This window comes from Paenibacillus pabuli NBRC 13638, from assembly GCF_001514495.1.
Taxonomy (GTDB): Bacteria; Bacillota; Bacilli; order Paenibacillales; family Paenibacillaceae; genus Paenibacillus; species Paenibacillus pabuli.
In genome coordinates, this window is sequence record NZ_BCNM01000037.1 from 1 (window position 1) to 18,608 (window position 18,608).

13 protein-coding genes are annotated in these 18,608 nt (G+C 46.7%); all 13 read right to left on the reverse strand.

Features of this window, described 5'->3' with window-relative positions:
• Nucleotides 1–5,340: DUF6531 domain-containing protein (locus tag PPA03S_RS30780; RefSeq protein WP_245683778.1), on the reverse strand; the 5,340-nt coding region annotated here is incomplete at its 3' end.
• Nucleotides 5,341–5,386: 46 nt separating this feature from the next.
• The gene (locus PPA03S_RS30785) at nt 5,387–5,863 is read right to left on the reverse strand and encodes a DUF4280 domain-containing protein (RefSeq protein WP_062329767.1); all 477 of its coding nucleotides are present in this window, start codon (nt 5,861–5,863) and stop codon (nt 5,387–5,389) included.
• Entirely contained in the window at nt 5,860–6,396 is a 537-nt protein-coding gene (locus PPA03S_RS30790) for a hypothetical protein (protein WP_062329768.1), read from the reverse strand. Before PPA03S_RS30790 ends, PPA03S_RS30785 begins: the two co-directional genes overlap by 4 nt.
• A 44-nt stretch (nt 6,397–6,440) precedes the next feature.
• Nucleotides 6,441–7,574, reverse strand: coding sequence for a pentapeptide repeat-containing protein (locus PPA03S_RS30795; RefSeq protein ID WP_062329769.1), 1,134 nt, complete (start codon nt 7,572–7,574; stop codon nt 6,441–6,443).
• Between the two features lie 47 nt (nt 7,575–7,621).
• On the reverse strand, nt 7,622–9,148 hold the full coding sequence (locus PPA03S_RS30800; RefSeq protein ID WP_062329771.1) for a contractile injection system protein, VgrG/Pvc8 family: 1,527 nt from the start codon (nt 9,146–9,148) through the stop codon (nt 7,622–7,624).
• A complete protein-coding gene (locus PPA03S_RS30805) occupies nt 9,145–9,771 on the reverse strand; it encodes a hypothetical protein (protein WP_062329773.1) in 627 nt (208 codons plus the stop codon). Before PPA03S_RS30805 ends, PPA03S_RS30800 begins: the two co-directional genes overlap by 4 nt.
• 23 nt (nt 9,772–9,794) lie before the next feature.
• Nucleotides 9,795–10,571, reverse strand: a complete 777-nt coding sequence (locus PPA03S_RS30810) for a hypothetical protein (RefSeq protein ID WP_062329775.1) — start codon at nt 10,569–10,571, stop codon at nt 9,795–9,797.
• Nucleotides 10,572–10,611: 40 nt separating this feature from the next.
• Entirely contained in the window at nt 10,612–13,257 is a 2,646-nt protein-coding gene (locus PPA03S_RS30815) for an acetate and sugar kinases/Hsc70/actin family protein (protein WP_062329777.1), read from the reverse strand.
• 46 nt (nt 13,258–13,303) lie between these two features.
• Complete coding sequence (locus PPA03S_RS30820) at nt 13,304–13,993, reverse strand: hypothetical protein (RefSeq protein ID WP_062329779.1); 690 nt, start codon at nt 13,991–13,993, stop codon at nt 13,304–13,306.
• Nucleotides 13,990–15,270, reverse strand: a complete 1,281-nt coding sequence (locus PPA03S_RS30825; RefSeq protein WP_245683774.1) for a normocyte-binding protein — start codon at nt 15,268–15,270, stop codon at nt 13,990–13,992. The genes PPA03S_RS30820 and PPA03S_RS30825 overlap by 4 nt, the downstream gene beginning before the upstream one ends.
• Nucleotides 15,271–15,302: 32 nt before the next feature.
• Nucleotides 15,303–17,147 (reverse strand): SpoIIE family protein phosphatase, encoded by a 1,845-nt coding sequence (locus PPA03S_RS30830; protein WP_062329784.1) that lies wholly within the window; start codon nt 17,145–17,147, stop codon nt 15,303–15,305.
• Between the two features lie 40 nt (nt 17,148–17,187).
• Nucleotides 17,188–18,069 carry a PP2C family protein-serine/threonine phosphatase gene (locus tag PPA03S_RS30835; protein ID WP_245683775.1) on the reverse strand — a complete coding sequence of 294 codons (882 nt, stop codon included), beginning with the start codon at nt 18,067–18,069 and terminating at the stop codon, nt 17,188–17,190.
• Nucleotides 18,054–18,587, reverse strand: a complete 534-nt coding sequence (locus PPA03S_RS30840) for an FHA domain-containing protein (RefSeq protein ID WP_062329786.1) — start codon at nt 18,585–18,587, stop codon at nt 18,054–18,056. The genes PPA03S_RS30835 and PPA03S_RS30840 overlap by 16 nt, the downstream gene beginning before the upstream one ends.
• Nucleotides 18,588–18,608 lie beyond the last annotated feature (21 nt).

Consider the following 18,608-nt stretch of genomic DNA (forward strand, 5'->3'; position numbering starts at 1 on the left):
TGTACGGCGCGTCATCCGCCCTTCGCCATCCCGAATCCCTACGACATGCCCTGCGGCATCGTACTCATATTCCTGTCGCAACACCGGAGTGCGATCTGGGCCATTGCCCCACACTTGACGCACCTGGCCAGCCAGCGTATAGGCATACCTCGTTTCGACGCCGTATTCCGTCACGGCTTCCTGCTCCCCATAACGGTTAAAGGCATGCCGCTGAATGATCTCGCCCAGCGGATTGCGGATTTCAGTCAAGCGATTCAGCACGTCATACGTGTATTCCGTTCCTGCCCCATCGTCACGGGTTGCATCGTACAGGCCCGGGGTTACTTTCTTGGCCAATTTTCCTTCGGCATTGTAGAACAGACGGGTGATGCCGCCGCGCTTACCCACATAACGGATGGGGCGATTTCGAACATCGTATGCATACTGTATCCTATGCCCCAGCGTATCCGTTTCTTCCGTCACGTTGCCGCTACGGTCGTACTTCAGGTACATGGAACTGGCTTTCGCTCCCGCATGCTCCCGGCGGCTGATCTGTACGATCCGATCAGTGCTATCATAGCTAATCTCCGTTTCGTACCCTTCGGGCGAACGGATGTAGGTCATGTTCCCGTTACGATCATACCCATATTTGGTCTCTGCCGTGACCGTTCCCTGGCGTTCATCACGCAGGTCTTCCCCATCGAGTACGTCTAGCTGGCGCAATAGCCTGCCCGCTTTGTCATATTCGTAGCGGATGTGCCGCTCCTTGCCTTCACTCAGCTTGTACCGTTCGGAAGTCCGCTGATTCAGACAATCGTATGTATATCGAATGTCTGCTCCCGTGTCGTCCGTGATGCGAGTCACGCGGTGATTACGATCATAGGCGTACGTAATACCGTGATACGTCGCCGGATATCCCTCCCGTGTCACGAATTCCGACGTTCGCTCTTCCTTCACCAGGTTGCCGGCAAGGTCATATTCGTAACGGGACAAACGGTACAACACGTGCCCGCCAGCCTTCGACTCACTTTCAGAGGAAATCCCTTCCTGAACAGGTTCCCGCTTTTCGATTAACCATCCTGCCGTATTGTATCCATACAGCGTGCCGAACCGTTCGGCATCTTGGTCACCACTGTCCACCGCTTTGCCGTCCATTTCTTTGACGACCCGCCCGGCTGCATCATATGCGTAACGCCGTTCGATGTGCCCTTCTGCATTGGTCACCTGAACCAGACGATCCATGGCATCATAGTCGTACTCCGTTCCCGGTCCATCATCCGTCGTCAGATCGTATTGCTCTGGACCGATGGACTTCACGAGATTACCGGCGGCATCATATTTAAATCGTTGAATCCCTCCATCGGGCAGTATGGTCTGAATGCGGTTGCCGCGATGATTATATACATGCTCCGTGCCTTGACCATCATCCAATACCGGATCATATTGGTTCGGCTCCACCTCTTTCAGTACATGGTCATACATATCATAGTGGTACCTTCGGGTTTGATGAAGCGGATCGGTGATGCGAATGAGATGATCCAACGCATCGTAGCGGTACTCCGTTCCTTTACCGTTATCGATTCGTTCCACGTAATCATTCGGCTGTACCTGCTTGATCATGTTGCCCATCTTGTCGTAGAACATCAGGGTGGTATTGCCCTCTGCATCCACAATCCGGGTTCTTTTGTTCAGATCGTTGTACTCGAATTCAACTGTTCCATACGCCGTCGTTATGCGGGTGATCCGGGCCGCATCATCAAATGTATAACGATACTCCTGGCCCTCGGCATCCCTGACATAAGATGGTGAATCCGTATGATTGACTTCATATACGTACGTAGTCACGTGACCCAGCCCATCCTGACGGGTGAGAGTCCTTCCCTGTGCATCATAGGTATAGGCAGTCACCGCCCGACGCTCGGCATCGATCGCTTGTATCTCTTCCAGCACGCGTCCGAACTTGTCATAGGCATATGTCTTTTCCATGATGTTATTGACCGATACGGAGATGCGGTTGAGTTGTTCATCATAGACTTGGCTATGCTGTGTACCATCCGCTGCAATCTCCGTAAGCAATTGCCCATGGATGTCATATTCCCAGCGAGTAGTCCGGCCACCTGTATCCGTATGTGCACACTTGAATTGATACGTATCATACTCGAAGGATTCCCGTGTCCCATCCTGATAGACGATATCGGTTACAAGGTAATCTGTATTATAGCGATACGTCTCCACGACATTCGTCGCATGGAAAGTAAATGTCGTTTCAGAATCAGCATCATTATAATGGATATCGGTCATTTGATCGTAAGCATCCCTTTGCCGGATTACTCTACCAGCAGCATCATAGATGTTAGTCACATAGGTATTTCCGTTCTGGTCCGTTATACTCTCAAGATAGCCTTGCTCCGTATACGTATATTGAATGTTCCCCTGATTGGGATAGGTTACCTGCATGAGGAGGTCGCCGTCATATTCATAAATCACGGATCTGCCAATATTGTCGGTCATCCGTATTAACAAACCATCCCGGCACTCCATCAAGACAGTCTTTCCGCCCGGTGCAATCAGACGGCTAATACCGTTATCGTTATACTCCAGTCGCGTCCGGTTCCCTGACCGATCCGCAACGCTGCTCAAACGCCCTTTCTCGTCATACTCGTACGTTATCCTGTCCGGGCCGATGAGTACATACCCCGATGCATCCTCATATTCGATCAGGCGATAGTCCTGCTTACCTCCAATCGCATTGACCCAATTGCCCTCATGAAACATAAACCTCTCGTAATGGCTATCCGGACAAATGATGTAAATCCGATTTCCCTCTCGCTTGAGGTAGGATTCATATGTAAAAATAAACCCTCGGCCCGTCAGTCCCCTGACTGGATAAAGTGAATTATAGTTCCGTACCATTTCGATCGGAGAACCAATATCGAGCACGATCATGTCTTTGGCAAAATAATGAAAGCCACCTCTCGTGACGTCCACGGGATCACCAGTCTTAACCATGGTAGCAAGGCTGGCAACCGACACTTTCTTTAACGTATCCCATGTCAGGGAATGGTTGACGTTCCCGTTTCGCCATAAATCCTCCGCCATGGCTCCCCCCATGCCGCCTGCTACGGAGGAAACATAATCGGTTAGTCTGTTTTTGCCTGTAAAAGAGAAAAGCCCCCCCACTACATTAGCCGCCAAATTCGACGTGAGGCTTGTGCTTCCCGTGTTCATCATGTCCTGCGTCATGCCGCTGATTGTACCGCCTGCTACCGCTCGGCCATAGATATTGGCAAAATTGCTAAACCCGGTACCGCATTTAATACCAGTCATGAATTTCCCCATCATGGCACCACTCAAAAATCCGTTCTGGAAGCTCTTCATATAGTGGCCGATTAACGTCTCTCCTGGTTGTAACGCAGGATCGAAGATTGCAGTGATCGCAACGTTCACTCCTCCACCAATGGATGGAAGAATTAGCGCTGAAGCTCCGCCACCAGTCAATACGGAGAGTCCCCCAACAGAGACAATGACCGATCCATATTTGACCATATCGTATAGTTCGGCATTGCCACCCAACACCGTATCCCGCATAAAATTGTGCGACTGAGACAAGTCGCCTACCCTGGCCTTGGCTATATCCTGGCTGCCTTCTGCCATCTCGCTGGCTGCCACCACCATTGTGGTGGTACCCGCAACCAAAGTTGCTCCCGCGGCAATAACCAGAGGTGTTGCTGCCCCACCCGTAAGAACGACCGCCGCAACGCCTACGGCAGCTGCGCCGATCAGCATGGCGATTTTGCCAAAGCCGATTTTGCTTTTGCCCGCCTCCATTTTGTCAACCAGTGCCTGTCGATATGCAAGAGCATTTCCGTTGATCTCTTTCATCAAATTTTCATCTTGCGCAAGGAGCTCAGAATCGTCAAACGGATCTGCCGGCGGCTTGCCTGGAGTCCCTTCATAATATATGGTAGCTGCCTGTATATCCGTAAGATCAGCGATGTAAATATATTGATCCAGATTGATGCCTTCCATTGGGCTTCTCGAGATGGCCACCATCTCGCCTGCAGTCATTTCAATTTGTTTCGGAGCAGGCATGTCCCCTTTAACGTCGATCAGGAAATCTTCTATAGCAGCAATGGATATATCCGTATTCGCCAAAATTTCGATCGAACCGTCTCCGGCCAGTTTCAATTTGACGGTTTCTGCTGCATCTGCGGCAAATACGATATCTTCGCCCGTCAGCTTCATCTCCTGATCCGAATTGTTCGTTAATGACTTGATGGCAGGATTGGACGACTTTTGGCTGTATTTGCTCTGCTCGACTCCTCGGCGGACCGAACTCGTCGCGATAGCGCTTTTCTCGGATGGGCTGGGAAAATGTAACTTCACTGGCGATCCCGGCTTGGGCATCATGTACGCACTCTGGTTATCCATACCTGTCGAGAATGGGAACCAACAGGCGTTATCCGTTTCGGCTTCCTTATCAATATCCAGATGCAATTGGACCTTATTGCGGGATATTTTCGTGATCTTACCTTCAAGCGATAAACCTTGTATGCCATATGGCAGGATTTTGGTCAATTTGGCCTCGGCTTCGGATAGTAGCGTGTAGGTATGAATTAGTTCACCGTGGGCCACCGTCGATTCAATCTCATAAACGACAAAAGGCCGTCGCTGAATCTCCATTTGGTTTCCAAGCCGGTACACCTGCCTGCTCTGAATATGATAGCGAATCTCCTGTGTTTCCCGATGTGGAACAAAACGGGACTGCATCGTATACGCCTCAAAGGCCAGCTCGTTCTTCGCCATTTCTTGCGGGATCCCAAGGGCTATGGCAGGCGCATCATCAACTATGGGCACGATTACCGTACCCAAGCGGGAAGCAAGGCGAAGAATGAACTCCCAGTCTGTTTCCTGATATTGCAGCAACATTTGCCCCGTTACCGTAGCCGGTAATGCATTGATTAAGGAGGCACCTGCATATGGATCAATCACCTTATGGATGACCTCGGAGTAAGTCTTTTGCTGATTTTGATACGAACGCTTCCTCCATTCAATATCCAGCATGTACGTATGTGATACTGCCACCAATTCCAAATAAAAAATGCCTTGAACATGCTCGACCACCGCCTGTTGAACCATTCCGGCAAACAGGCACGTTTTCTTTTCCCGACCATCTTCAGATGCTATGTATGCCTTCACTTTGTCGTCTGTAGTAAGCTCATGAGCACTGTCGCTTCCCTTCTCATGTAGGACAGCCCTGATCCGCAAGTAAGAATGTTCATTCATTCGATGCATGATCTGTATACCTTCAATTCTGACCAAGTTACAAGGTATTTCAATAATCATACCTGCATGAACCATTTCCACAATTATTTCTCCTCCTTCCTATGACCATCACGGAATCCGACTACTCTCTCTGACCGTTATGAACTATCGTGATATCCCCACGCCCGCAAATACAAAAGTTTTTGCAGGTGTTAAGCAAGGCATCTCCAGTACTCACCTTGACGTCATCTTTGCCGTCCAACCACGGAGCAATAACTTGAGGCGTACACATGGCCACACACTCAGGTGGCGGCAGTTCTTCCAACGGAATATCCTCTTCTTTAGTAAAAAGGGAATTAAACCAACCAATATCCTGCTTAGGAGGTGGGACCGCATCTACGATTGCTTTCATCTCAGCCTGTACTGCCGGATTGCTAAGGCTTATACACAAGCCAAACGGTCGGATATTTGTCATCGAAAGGAAATCATTCACGTTTAATTGCGGTTGCTCATGAATGTAATCACCGTGACTGGCAGGGATCACCAATCTCGCCGGTCGTGTCCCGAATGTGCATTGGGCATATGCCCCATGTACCACATAGCTTTTGTCATCACTCATATTTCCTCTTCCTCCTTCGACTCCAGCGGTTCGAGCGATATCCCCCACAAATCTCGCCGCAGTATGCTTTCAGCAATGTCCAAATTAATGACCAGCCGCTGATCGTCAATGCCTGCAATGCGAAACACAGCATGACCTTTGGCCATCTTCCGGTCAATGATTATTCGGCTTGGCCTCCCCCAAGGATCATATTCCGTTAGATCAGACAGACATTCCAACCGATCTACCAGCAGCAACCAATAGGTTTGTTGCATTTCTTCCGCAGGATGGGCAAGTACCACACATTTGAAGAGAGCATCGTCATCGTACATTTCAATGACCTTTTTTAAAGGATCGGACATCAGAACAACCGGACGGTCAATCAAATCCGGAATAATCCTGTCCTTTCCTTCGACATACACAACGGTGAAATCTTTGATCTCCTGTGCGCGGTCTTTCGAAACCTCCAACGTTCTAAAGGCAGATCTTAAACCATCAAACATGATCATATGTTCATCAAGGAGCCGATCCTGCGTCATGATAAAATAATCCATTTATATCCCCCTCCCGCATTATGGTATCCATCCGCCGTTTTCGTTTAGGAGTAAATTTTCAATCCTTCGCGCTGTTCTGAACTCAATTTTATTATTTTAAGATCCTTTTCAAGAAAATGAGCCCCATCTAGGCGACACTGCACAAAGTTTGTTCCTTCGAAAACAGCCCCTCTGAAGTCGGCTCCTCTCAGATCAGCATTCACGAATACGGCATTGGTCAGATCCGCTCCTTCAAACCGTGTGGGGCTGAACGCCGGAATATGAAATTCTTCACAGGTTGGTGTGACATAACTTGCCTGAACTTCCTCGAACTGTGCCCCGGATAGGTCAGCCCCACCGAAATCCGCCCCATGAATGAGGCTATGCCCAAAATTGGCGTGGGACAGTTTCGCATTTCGAAAATCGGCTCCAATCAGTGGGCAACCGACGAGTAAACTGCCGATCAAATTCGTATGAGTAAAGTAGGCATAACAGAGATTCACTAACTTGAAGTACATATCGCTCAAATCGATATTTCTAAAGTTGCCATGCACATACTCATCCAGCTCGTTAGGAATAAGTTTTTGCCTAATATCTTCCGTATCGGGAACGCAAGCATCGCATTTATATATCAATTCATTGAAATCCTTGTGTTCACCTGACCGGATATACACTTCTTCTTCCTTATCCAACTGCAGGAATGTCTCTTGCTCTACAGCAACCTTCATGACTTGCCTGAACAGATTGGTAATATAGTGCATGTAGAGCGAAGTTTCCTGTCTCATCAGAAGGAGCAAGTCTGCGTCCAGTATTTTGCCGATGTATTTTTTGCTCTCCTGCAAAGTCAACTCATTGAATTTCATTAAGTATCTGAACGCCCAACTTGCATCATATTCGATGAAGCACTCCAATGGATCGGCATAGAGCGCTTGGTCATACCAGTAGATCCTGCACCGAAAATCCTGCCTAATAATGCGATTTCTGAAAAATGTGATATGAATGTGTCCGATCTTTCCTTTACGTCCCAACCTTTGCATTTCCAATGCTTTGGAGCAACCCTCTGTAAACATGTGCAAAGCATGCTTGTGCAACTCCTCCAGATGTACTTCCAAGCTCTGATGCAAATCGCCAATACAATTTGCTCTGAATGGCGGAACCCATTGCTGGCGAAGTTCATTCAAAGCTTCCGTCCGTTTCATGACATCCAACACCTCCTTGCCAACAATAAAGATGGTCAATTTCAAGCCTAGCTATTGGTGAACACCTCTGTGCCAGCCATTGTTGCGTTACCCGACTCATCCAGCGTGATTTTACCGCCTTTGTCGCTACTAATTACAATTTGGTCCTGGGCCGTCAAAAGCAGTGTCTTTTCAGCACGAATACGAACGTTTTCCTGTGAATGAAGAGAGACTTCCTTTTGTCCCATAATGGTTACTGCACCGTTAGCCTCCAACATAATAATGGATTGACCGTTGTTAGCAGATATTTGAACATTATCTGGCGTGAGCTTAACTTCCATTCCTGCAGGATTGCGGAAATAACGTACGTTCGGATCGGACATGCGATCACCGGAGGAAGAAGCACTTGATCCGCCACTGCTTCCAGCGGCAAGCATCGCCCCGCCCTGGTTCCCGGTGCCTACAGCAACCGGCTGAGACAGTGCCGTTTCCTCCGAATAGGTATTAACAGAGCTGATGGCATAAGCTTCGGTTTCTCGGGAGCTCGGAAAATGCACCCGTACACTATCCCCCTTCTCTGGCATGCAGTACCATCCACTACCATCTTCTGAAGCGTAAGAAGTAGCATACGGGAAAGAATAGGCCGTACTCTCTTGACCTTGTTCATCAATCTCCAAATGTACTTTGACAGTGTCACGTTGAATGGCAAGAACACGTCCTCCAATGGAAGCGCCGCGCATACTGTCATTGTAGAGAGCAGCTTTATTCATACCTTTGCGGCTCGTTATTGTATAACGGTGCACAAGGAGACCTTTTTCCATGCTAGATGTACATCTTTGAATGCAATAAGGGCGCCCCTTGAACCGGATCACATCACCCAGATTCAAGACGCGATGCGTTGTCACTTCATAATGCACAAAATCGGATTCATGGACGGGGGACTGGCTGTTTCGGGATTGATACAGGTAGGAGGATAGATCTTTTCTGACGACATAGTTATAATTCTCTAGATGCTCATCCGTGTCATCGTCGGGCACACCGAAGTAAATCTTCACGCTGTCCAGATGTGCTGCCGGTAATAGAACCGTATTCATACGGGCAGCCATCCGCTTCAGGAAAGTCCAGTCTGTTTCATAATATTGAAGAACAAACTTGCCGATGCTATCATCACGTCCGACGGCGTATATGACATCATATCCTTTATGGGCTTTTCCGACTTCTTTAGCCAACGCATTATAATTAAGTGAAGGATTCTGAAATGAACGAGTATTGCGTTTGAGATCCAGCATGTACGAATACGTATGGGCTTCTGCTTGTAAATAGTAAACATCCTGTACCTTGCGCATTTCCAACATGGTGATCAATCCACAGAACAACTTTTTGCTGTTACCATTTGACATGACCTGCAACACATTTACCGGAGTAAGAGATTGCACTGACTGCATATACTCATCATGTTGCTCTTTAGTGATCGTTCCGGATAGCGATATCTTGCCATGCTCGTTCACCATTTGTTCGATCGAGAACTGTTCCAACCTCATCTGATCAAACGGAGTAATTTTTATATTTTCGTAAGTCAATGCTTCTGAGCTCATGAACCTGTCACCTCCAGCGAAGATATCATGCCTGTAATCACAGGCTTCCAATGACTCCATCTTTGTAAATTACCATTCACATTAAAAATAAGCTGATGATCGCCTTTTTCAATGAAAGCTTGATAATTGAATACCTGCCCATTGGCCACGGAACTGTTAAACACACAATACCTGGTTTGCAAGGCACACGGAACAACATTCCCGTCCTCCATCCAATTCATGCCCAGTTCCATGGATCGAAACTGTTGCTGCATAATCTCTTTGAATTGCCCCATCGACATGGCTTTTACAGGTTTGACCCATTGCATCATCAAGTTCATTTCAAGTTTCTCGTTACTGTAGACCAGGTGTTCGGACGTTCCCAAGGTCTGCACGAATTCTTGAGGCAACCTCATGCAAATGCCCGTGCGCATAAGGCTTGTTTTTTCAAAAGATACCTCCGCTCCTTCCACTATGAGCGTCCCTTTTAGAATACCTTCCATAATTTCTTGCGGGGATGGAGTTTCCTCCAATTCAGGATGCTCTCTCAAGTTCAGATGAATCGCATTACCTTGTCTTTTCTCCCGCTCTTCCAGTCTTCGCTGCTTTTCAAGCTTGGCTATCTCCTCATCCAGATAAGACAAAACCTCCGCCTCCCTTCCGTAAATTAATCTACAATCATTCTTCCTTTGCGGCCATTGGCCCATGGCACTGCCGTCTTCGTATTACGACCTGACTCATCCAATATCATGGACAGTTGCCTATGCAGCTGAACATTCGAATAATCCTCGCAATTCATTCCGGTTTTGAGATAGATATACTGCTCAACTACTTGTCGGGATACCCTTTCCGAATTCAAGCAGGTGAACGAAAAAACATGATCCTGGACATCTCCTGAACGAAATTGCAACATCTCATAGGCAAAAAAACGCAGGATATCCGGTCTCAGCGTAGGTGTTGAAATTGCGGAGTAAGGAGCATGTAGATCGCACCAAGTATTATATTCGGTATTCATATCCGCAAAATCTTGATAATCAGATCGAAGAACAGCACCCGGCTTTAACTTGAATCTTCCCAATTCCACCTCATCAAGCCCCATTGACTCTTCGCCCTCCAATACAATTTCGGCATGATGTGCCGTAAAATCGGGCCTTCGGGTCGGTTCAAGAAAAATCATTTTCAATACGGCCACCCGGCCAGTAGCCATATATGGAACTGAAAAATCATCTTCAAGCAAGTAAAGGCGCCCGGCATGTTTGAGTATACCTTTACCCACAACAAGAACCTGATCTTCCACGCTCACCTTTAATCCTGTCAATATCCCATCCGAATAATCTTCGAATCGAACATCCAGAAAAGTCCGGGGAAAATCCCTGAGATTCTCTAACATTTCGGTACGTAGAATACGCCCCTTCTCAAATCGTGGAACGATGTGTACCAGCATAGCCCATCCCCCCTCTCTCTCTTTGCTTCAACCAAGCAAATCACTTTGTGCCATCGAAGAAATCAAGTTCGGATGATTCCAGTTCGAAGGGAAAAAACTTTTTGGGACCTAAGTAGAGCTGCTCTTCATTTCGTGATACGGGGACGACGACAAACCCCCAATGCTGTTCCCCGGCAAAGACAAAAAACCGGGTTTCGCCATTACGAATCGAGTCGGTATCGTCTTGCAGGATAAACCTTCCGAACTTCGCTGCGATCTCTTCATAAGACTTGATCTCATATGCTGCTGGTTGATTGTGATATACATAGCGTCCCCGTTGTTTTCCATCGATTGAAGTAAGATAAAATTCAATCTCTGAAGCATGAGAAGGGCGGGATATGAATCCGGAGGTTTTCTTTTCATTCAAGCCCTCAATGAGATTCTTCTCTGATCCCGAATGGGTTAAGGAACTGATCGTATACGGAATTACTGGAGCTTGATGCGTAATCTGTGGATCAATCATCCCCATCTTTTTGGAATTCAGATAGCGAATAGCTCCCTTAAGACATGCCATTTTTAATTCTGGTGTTTTCTGGCTTACTTCAGCCTTTTGCTTAAATTCAATGCTTTTCCCAGGGACGAATTCCTTTAGCGCCTCGCGAAACAGATCAATTCGGCAAGACTGTCCTGTAAGCTTGATAATCGAATAATCTTGCAAGCGTCCATTATGATAGAATTCATCCAGAAATTTGCGAACAATATTATAGATATCCGCTTTAAGCAATTGATGAATCTCCCTAATATTGAACACAACTCCTGGAAGTTGATGCTCATCCCTGAAACGGCCATTTTCAACAACAGATATCAGCCATCGATCCATTACCTCGATATTTAGATCCGTTTCTGTAGCGGTGCCACGCTCCGCTTCAAATTTGCTGCGCAATATGCCTGTTCGATGAAAAAATTCCTTTTTCATGTTTTCTGCAGCACCCCACAGAAGGTGGAAATTATTCAATACCCTCTGATATTCTTCACGTGTCGCGCTCTCATAGTTCTTATATGCGGTCGGCAGAATTTGTCCAGCCTCTAAATACCGTTTTTCCAATCTTTCGTAAACCGCATCTACTCCGAATTCATCAACATGCCGATACAAATCTCCTCCAGGTATGCTGATTAATGTATCAATATCCGTATCGGAGTATCGTCCCTCCGTTGCATAATAATCTGCAAATACAACTTTCATGAATTGCATGATCCGGTAAGTGAGATTATTACCTCCAAAATTCATATCCCCGTTTTCAAAATTTGTATGGATATCGAGTTTGTAGGCTATCCTCCCATCCTCAATCCGAAAGCGGCACGAAGATAGATCCGTTGTTCCTCCCCCACAATCCATGACAAGCGCCTGATATTCTTCACCGTCTGCAAAAGCTCCTCGATCCATCTGATCAGCCAGTGTATTATACAGAACAGCCAGACCTTCATCCAAAACCTGATCTTCAACGATTTTGTAATCGGGAAGAACATGTTTGAACATCTCAATGAACTGAACCTGAAGTTTGGCCGGAGCGGTAAAATGAAGATTCTTGAATCGGCATTTGAATTGCTGTTCTGCTGTACCTATCACATAACGGAGGAAGCCTCCGAGAATTTCACTACGATCAACAACGGCTGTATTCCCTACAGAATCAATGATCTCTTCTTTGGCTTCATAGTTATTGATCCATCGCTTTATCCCCCTGAAGACACTCGCCCGCGTTCCTCCAAATTCATGATCTCCTAGTGCTTCTTCACCATAAGAATAGACAACATGTTGCGAACTGGAGCACTCCACAATACGAACTGCCGTTGGTAATACTTCTGCCCATTCCTGTCCCTTTCGCTGCGGAAACGAAACATAGTTGATTGAATTGATTTGGACTGAAGAATGAACGCCTCTCTCCGGCTTCGAAACATATTCATCATCTAAGTATGCTCCAGCTGTTGTATTGGATGTCCCAAAATCAATCGCAAGTACCGCCTCTGTCGTTTCCGTATCCCTTATGACTAATTCGGAGACGGGAACACAGGCAGCCTGAAATTTCAATGGAAGCATGGGCCGATCATTGTAATACGCATGATAGAAATAATCTGAATCCTGTTTTTTAAAAAACAACAAACGATAGTCCCGATTGGATGTTTCCCTTAGATCTGTATCTTCATCGCGCGATAGATAGAAGCATCCTTGGCGATTCTCATCTTTGAGAATATTCATGATGCCGCACAGCTGCCCACTCCCGTTTACCAATAAAACATTGGAATTATTGAGCCACACTTCATCGGATTGGATCAGATAACGATCATTCTGGCCCGTTCGCACGCCCTGATATAAAGTAATTCTGGCGGGAACACGAATCGTCGCTTCCTTCGGCCGTTGGTCCTTCCAATATTGCTGCAGAATGGTTTCGATTCTTTCGAAACCGCCATCGTGATGACGTGTAATTAAAAAGTGTTCCTCGTCACTCCTGAATTTTAAAATTAGGCTAATGAGTGAATTCCGATCCAGACGGTTGGCCAAACCTTCTACAAGACGCTGCTTATGACATATTTCTTTTAACTGGAAAGTTGTCATTTGTTCAAGCTCCACTCTTGCATATCTGGTCGCGAATGGACTGCCTTTATCATCTGTGTCCGGTTGATGCAGCCTATACTTATAAGGTCCGTTCATCATTCACGTTTCCTTTCATTCAACGAGGTACCACTTTTTTTCCCTCTTAGTAGAGCGCTATTCCTTCAATCCTCATGGTGGTTTCCTCTTCTAAAATGCCAAAATGATGACTCCAATAGATCTCGATCGTGAAATCGAGTGGTAAAAATAATCCCATGATCAAATCGACTTTGGAATTGGCATCTTCTGTTTTCTTCTGCCCCATATAAATCAGTAATTCATTTTTTTCTTCGCAATTGGCGTAAATAATGGATTTTTTGAAAATCTTGCTCATGGTCTGTTTCAGGAAATGAATCAGTTCTCCTGTCTCGTAAACCATCAACAATCCCTCGCAGATCTTGTCCTGCTCCTCTCTATTCAGATCTTTAAAAGTGGATGCAATTCTGCCTCCATACACGCCATCACATATATCCCTCTTTAGAAAGCGAATATAATACTCACGCTTGTTCATTCCCTGATGCAAATCAATCGTTCCCAGAAAGTGAAAAAGGATATCAAAAAGATTCTTCCTCAGCTCGTAAACTTCTTCATCATCCGGAAGAAAGAGATTCTTGAATATGGAGTAAAATCGATAATAAGGATTCACTTCGATGGTCTGATCGATTTCCCGCATGTTCAGATCTTCCAAACTGAGCTCCATATATGGCGAGTAGTTCTCCGCGGGTACAAACTTTATGCTGCTTGCATCCATGCCCTTCAACTGTGAATTCAACATGACATCCCATATATAGTTCACAGATATGCACCTTCACATCTGTAATCGGGAAAATACCTCTGGATTTCGGCAACAATATAACTTAATACATCCACCTCTAAAAATTTCGGTATTCTTTCCCTGCCGCCTGCCTCCAATCTAAAACCTAGTTTCATGACTGGCTTACCATGATTGGTTCGTATACCGTCACTCACAAATGAATTTAATGAATAGGTCAAGGAAGATGTATCACCCAACATTTGACCGTTCTTTACTGGATCCAAAATTTGAATTTCGACCAATTCAATTCCTTCAGCGGCTTCAAGAGAACTAACAATTCGCAGAATCTCCGCCTTAGAGCGAATGATTTGTCCCTTGTTTTCGGCTAAACGGACAGTGAACTGTTCCTTACGCCGATTTGAAAATGTCGGATACGGGAAGTGAGTCAAATTCGTCAAAGAAGGTTCAATGATTTTCACAAGCCCCCATTCACCTGATTCATTGCGGGGAGTAACGATAACTAATCGATCCTCAGATCGTAAAATATATCTAACATCCGCTTCGCTGGCATCGACCAAATATCCATGTTCAACGCCTTCTTGCCGTAAAGAAAGTGTATGTTCAAAATTAATTCGGTCTATGGCCGGCATCGGGAAACCTGTATTACGTTGACTTATTCGTTCCAAATTCCACAACGGAATAACGCCTGAACGTTTATAGACGTCATACTCCTCCAGTGACAAAACAATTTCTTTTACCTCTTCATGTATGGCAGGTTCTCCTTCTCCTCCAACAAGCACACAATCCACAAACTTATAAATATACGGAAGATTAATCGTCCGCCAGTTCATCCCGTTCAACATAAACGATTGATAGAGCTTCTCTATTTCGTTTATGTAGGATAGGTTTTGTTTTAACTTAAAAAATAACGGATACTCGCCTGCATTCGTAATCATGGTGCCCTTAAATATCCGTTCACTTGAAAGTAACTCCCAAATTTGCTGGGTATCCATTTCCAAAAACAAGGAAAATAAAGGAGCTTCCCCTCCATTACGTACCAGTTCTGCAACACCACTGATATCTAGAAGGTGATTGTTCAAATCGGAACTCAACATCGGTCGGAGAAATTCATGGATGGGATCATAATCTTCCCGGTCAATTAATGTGATGTGGAGTTCATACTTTCCCTCCTGATTCTTCACCTCGTCAAATACCCGTTGCTCGATCTGTTTGTTTAGCGTCTCCTGATACTCCACAAGATTAAGAAAAATGCCTGTCATGAGGTCTTTGAGCATGCGGCGTTGTTCCAGATCCTCCATCTTGTTTAGACGATCACGAATAATATCTTTCATCACGAATCTCCTTCTTCCGTTGATTCCTGTTCATTCGCTTCAGCCTCGGTGGTGTCGGTGCTTCCGTTAGCTTTCGAGGTAGAATTATTGCTCGTATTACTTGATGTTTTTCCTGAGGAAGAAGCGGAGCCGGAAGGATCCGTAGTCCCACTTCCTGCCGAAGTGGCATTACCAGCGGAAGAAGCGCTTCCTGCCGAATTTCCTGCGCTCATTCCTCCCGCATTCCCGGTCGAATCCGAGGTCACACCAGACGTATCTAACGCTCCTAATCCTGCCGCGTCCTGAGTAAGATCTGCCGCCGGTACAGGTGGATTCAGTTTCTCATCCAGCTTGTTTATTTTCCGCTCCATGGCCAGCACTCGTTCCAGCATATCGATCTCCTGATAAATTTCCTGTGCCGAAGCGTAGGCATCCATGGCGCCACTATAGTCTCCGGCTTCATTGAAACGGTCACCCTTCTGTTCCATCGTATCGGCCTGAAGCTGCCTGGATTGACGCTTGATATCCGCCCGTTTGGTTTCGGCCGTCTCCAGTTTGGTGGCAACTTCCTTCAGTGCTTCCTTGTATGCTGTCTCCGTGGCGGCTGTTCTGGCCCTTTTATACAAAATGATCGCTCCACTGTAGTCTCCGTTCTGGAGTTTCAGATCCCCCTCGGTGATCCAATCTTGTACTTGCTGAAAGGTAGTCATCTGTTCCAAACGTTCCTGAATGACTTCCCGGTTGAACATGCTGTAGGACTCGGACAATTCCAGTGCTTTGGTATAACTGGCGGTTGCCTTGGGAATATCTCCTTCTTTCAGATGGGCTTCGCCGTCAACCAATGTCTGAGCAGCAGCCAACTTCGAAGTCAGCAACTTTTTGTGCACAGGGTCCTTAATTTTGATGGAATTGTTGCGAGCAAGACTGTAGTCCGAGACGGCCTTGGCGTACTCCTGTTCCTTCACGTACTGGTCAGCGTTCTGTTCGTATTGCAGCATATCTACTACCAATTCGGCTTTTTTGGCAGCACTTTTCACCGCGTAGAATATGCCGGCTCCACCAAAAATCAGGAGCATAATCAACATGATGGCAATCCGTTTAATCCACTTCTTACGGTTCTTGGGCTCTTCATGAAAAATCTTGTTTACATAAATGGCTGCGGCACTATAATTCTCGATTCGCGAACGTTGCTTGCTAAGCATCACTTCTTCCAACGTATCGGCCAGCGCCTGCGGGTCATTGGCACCTTCCACCGCATCGATCATCTCGGCATCCTGCACACCTTCCCATAATCCAGGGGTGCATAGAACAAGCACATCGCCATCGGCAAGCTTGATCTTATCGGATACATACGGTTTGATCATGCCTGGTTTGCCCGCGTATTCATTCAGATTGCCGCGTTCATCATGCTGATCCACACGATCCTCTGCAATCTGGCCTTCCGCTGCCAGCTGGGCGGCAACACTATGATCCTTGCTTTTTAGTGCAAGCCTATTTCCTCGGAAATGATACAAGCGACTATGTCCGGCAGATGCCCACACCATGCGTGTATAATCCGTCACAACAATAACAAATCCCGCTTTGAGCCTGACCCGGCGGCTTTCATACTGCAACCATTCATGTGCAATCTTGATATATTCCGTCAGTCTGCGTTTGGACATGGTTGGCTTTTCCAAAAAAGATTCCAGAATGGTCTGTACTGTGAGCTGTGCACTATTCACTTCCGTATCGGTGTCCAGACCATCTGCAATGACATAACAAGCCCAGTCTTCCAGTTCAACGCAGCCGTAGAAATCCCGATTTTTCAGGAAAGACCCCGCTTCTGAAACAAAAGCCGTCTTGAACTCACTGTTCTCCTTCCTCATCCGTCTCCCCATTTCCCGTACCTGTGCGTTGCCCGATCTGTTACCATCCTTGCTCCAAAATGATAATCGTGGCGTTATCCTGATGCACGAGCTGTTTTTCTTCGATCAAATCAATAATGGCCTGAGCTGCATCAAATGGCGGAATGTCTTTCGCCAGAATAGTCTCCAGTTCCATTTCAGTAAGGGAGTTGTATACCCCGTCACTGCATAACACAATCTTGTCCGCCGGCTGCAGTGCAAACGGCTCGTCCGCGATTTCCATTTGTTTAAAATGGTCGTACCCCAAATAGTTGACCAGCCTTTTGCGCTGCGGATTGTCAAGCGCCTCCTGCTCCGAGATCTCTCCAGACATATACTGTTCTTCAAGTTGGGTCTCCAGCGTATGTTTATGATTAATAGCAAGCAGCTCCCCTTTGCGGAACACGGCCAAAATGCTGTCCCCTACCGCACCCCAATACAGCTCCCTGCCCTTGATCATGGCAGACACCAATGTTGTCCCTCCGGGAACGCCCAGCAAATTCCGAAGAATGGCCTGATTTGCCTCATGGGAAGAAGCATCCCAGAACTCTTCCGGGTCAGGAAAACGTTCCAACTCTTCAAACTCCCGGATAAATGTTTCTACGGCAGTTGTACTGGCGACCTTTCCACCAGATAAGCCGCTAATTCCATCGGCAAGTACAGCAAGTACTCCATGCGGCTGCACGGCACAGGCAAAATAATCATCCTGTTCATTGCGAGCACCAATGGTCTGTCCATTCCCAATCTGAACGCCAACCGGTCTATCGTCACGCTGCCTTACCGGAATCCGGCTTCGCACGAATAACAGCAACCAGATCGACAAACAGCCTCCTGCAAGTACCCAGTAGGGCATCAGCTCCTTGTCGTTCCACAAAATCATGAAGGTGTTCACTGTTGCTCCCATTCAAAGTGCACACCGCACAATGGAATGAAAATGAATTTGCTTCGTCCCAATTGAATAACATCGTAGGCAGCCAGTTCCACCGGAGAATAGACCGCTTCATTGTTGTGGTATGCGAGGCCTGAAGCATCGCCGGGCAACAAATAGAAATTCCGCTTTTTGGGATCATACACAATTACCGCGTGATTACGCCGAGAAATAGTGTTATCTCCGAGGATGCGAACATGCATCTCTTCCGAACGTCCAATAAAGTTCTTTTCAGCCATTATTCGATAATCCTGGCCCATCTGCGGACCCTCGATGCACACCATCCAACCCGTTACCGGTTCAATTCCTGTCGTTTCGCCCAGGTATGGCATCGTTCTGTCATCTTCTGCCGTACGAGGTGCGCGCGGGATTGCACCCGCTGCCTCACCATTGCTGGCAGCTGGCGATTCAACGGCCAGATTGCAATATGGACATGTATTGCCGTGCCGTCTTGTGCTGAACATATGTCCGTTTCCACATCTTGTCAGACTCATTTCGTTTCATTCCCCCGTAAG

Coding starts and splice junctions, on each gene's coding strand:
- PPA03S_RS30785 (WP_062329767.1), bottom strand. CDS start 5,863: ATGAGTGATGACAAAAGCTATGTGGTACATGGGGCATATGCCCAATGC.
- PPA03S_RS30790 (WP_062329768.1), bottom strand. CDS start 6,396: ATGGATTATTTTATCATGACGCAGGATCGGCTCCTTGATGAACATATG.
- PPA03S_RS30795 (WP_062329769.1), bottom strand. CDS start 7,574: ATGAAACGGACGGAAGCTTTGAATGAACTTCGCCAGCAATGGGTTCCG.
- PPA03S_RS30800 (WP_062329771.1), bottom strand. CDS start 9,148: ATGAGCTCAGAAGCATTGACTTACGAAAATATAAAAATTACTCCGTTT.
- PPA03S_RS30810 (WP_062329775.1), bottom strand. CDS start 10,571: ATGCTGGTACACATCGTTCCACGATTTGAGAAGGGGCGTATTCTACGT.
- PPA03S_RS30815 (WP_062329777.1), bottom strand. CDS start 13,257: ATGAACGGACCTTATAAGTATAGGCTGCATCAACCGGACACAGATGAT.
- PPA03S_RS30825 (WP_245683774.1), bottom strand. CDS start 15,270: ATGGAGGATCTGGAACAACGCCGCATGCTCAAAGACCTCATGACAGGC.
- PPA03S_RS30830 (WP_062329784.1), bottom strand. CDS start 17,147: ATGAGGAAGGAGAACAGTGAGTTCAAGACGGCTTTTGTTTCAGAAGCG.
- PPA03S_RS30835 (WP_245683775.1), bottom strand. CDS start 18,069: ATGGGAGCAACAGTGAACACCTTCATGATTTTGTGGAACGACAAGGAG.
- PPA03S_RS30840 (WP_062329786.1), bottom strand. CDS start 18,587: ATGAGTCTGACAAGATGTGGAAACGGACATATGTTCAGCACAAGACGG.